Source organism: Candidatus Accumulibacter vicinus (genome assembly GCF_000584955.1).
GTDB classification, from domain to species: domain Bacteria; phylum Pseudomonadota; class Gammaproteobacteria; order Burkholderiales; family Rhodocyclaceae; genus Accumulibacter; species Accumulibacter vicinus.
This window is the reverse complement of record NZ_JDSS02000019.1, coordinates 368,104-369,618: the sequence shown is the minus strand read 5'-3', so window position 1 is coordinate 369,618 and position 1,515 is coordinate 368,104. Positions and strand designations below refer to the sequence as shown.

Here is a 1,515-nt window from a genome sequence, read left to right as displayed (position 1 = left end):
ATGGGAATGTTGGGGAGGGCGTATCTTGAACCCATTGTTCATGCAGCAAGCGATATTATGGAAATATATGAGTGGTACAAGGTCAATCCTAACCCTCCCCCACACCAACTTCCGGAAGTAGAAGCGGAGATTACGCAAGAATTGCAGGATATGGCGAGTGCGCTAGCGGGGCAGACCTACTACGACGATGAAACCTCGTCTGGGCTTCAACGCATGAATTTCTACTACCGCACCATCGCCAACGACGTAACGCAGGACACTCGCCGACTGACCTGGCGCACCAAGGATTTCATCCTTCACGACGTGACCAACGGTGTTTACATTTCGGTCGAAGGCAGCTTCTCCGGTTCTGGGCACCCAGCGACGGCGACATTGGCCGTTTCGCTAAAAATTCAGACTCGTTACCACACCAACTCAATTTCGCTCGGGGGGTGGAACTACACCTACGGCGAGCTGTTGCCGGAGAAAATTTTCGATGAGGACAATGGTCTTTGGGCCGTTCCATCGCCGCAGATCCGGGCCATATTCGCCCCTCTATACCAAGAGCAGGGCTCCTTCAAGGGCGCGCACTACGTCACGGCGGCAGAAGAGGCGAATGGCGCACTCCCCTTCCACGGATTCAATTTTGTCCTGGTCCTGCAACCCTACGACGCGGTGTCTTCGTGCAATGACGACAACCTCGGCACGCAGGTCTTCATGGTCCCATGCAACCTGCTGGAGATGCTGTACGCATTCGTGTTCAGCCAGGAGTACGGGGTATCGCAGTACGAGCGCTACCCGGTGAGCTTCTTGCAGCGGTACACGGACATCATGTCCGGAGCAAGCGCGCTGTTCAACGTAGCCAGACGGGTTCAAATCCGTGACGGGGTGGTGTCGAACTGGGTGGGCAATCTCGGGACTGTCTATGCAAACACGCCAACCACGGAGCTATATCGCACATGAAGACGGTCACATTAGGTCCGTTCCTCGGGATCAACAACAGGCTGCCCAACTTCGCCCTTCACGTCGACGGGAAAGGGGATTTCCTGAAGTCCGCCGAGAACGTGGACATCGACAACGCGGGTCGCTTGCGATCTCGTCCTGGGGTGACGTTGATCCAGGCGATGACCGGGGCGCACAGCCTGTTTCTCACCAGCGACACAGCGGGGTATCTGGTGCGAGCCAGTTCGCTGTACGCCATCACCCTTCCGGACTACACAGAGACGATGGTGGAAGCGCTGTCCTGGAACACGGCGATGAGCTATGTCGTGCATGCCGGAGAGGTGTATTGCTCGAATGCAACGCAGGCATTTCGTCTGGTGGGATCGACCTCCTTTCCAATCGCGCTACCTACGCCTGCGGCACCAGGGCTTTCCACAACGACGGGCAGCTTGCCTGAAGGCGCCTATCAGGTATCCACGAGCTACAGGAACAGCTCCACAGGAGAAGAAGGCGGGATTTCTCCCTCCTCCAGCATCACGCTGGCGAGCGTGGGCGGAATTGTCGTGACGCTGCCGGCGACGACCACCGGGGCGA

1 protein-coding gene and 1 pseudogene are annotated in these 1,515 nt (G+C 57.4%); both read left to right on the top strand.

All coding sequences use genetic code 11. The features are described from left to right. On the top strand, positions 1-942 hold a 942-nt coding region (locus CAPSK01_RS08045), incomplete at its 5' end, for a hypothetical protein (protein ID WP_273703316.1). Beyond that, a pseudogene (locus CAPSK01_RS22330) lies at positions 939-1,515 on the top strand (hypothetical protein); the annotation flags it as partial. The gene CAPSK01_RS08045 and the pseudogene CAPSK01_RS22330, both read left to right, overlap by 4 nt.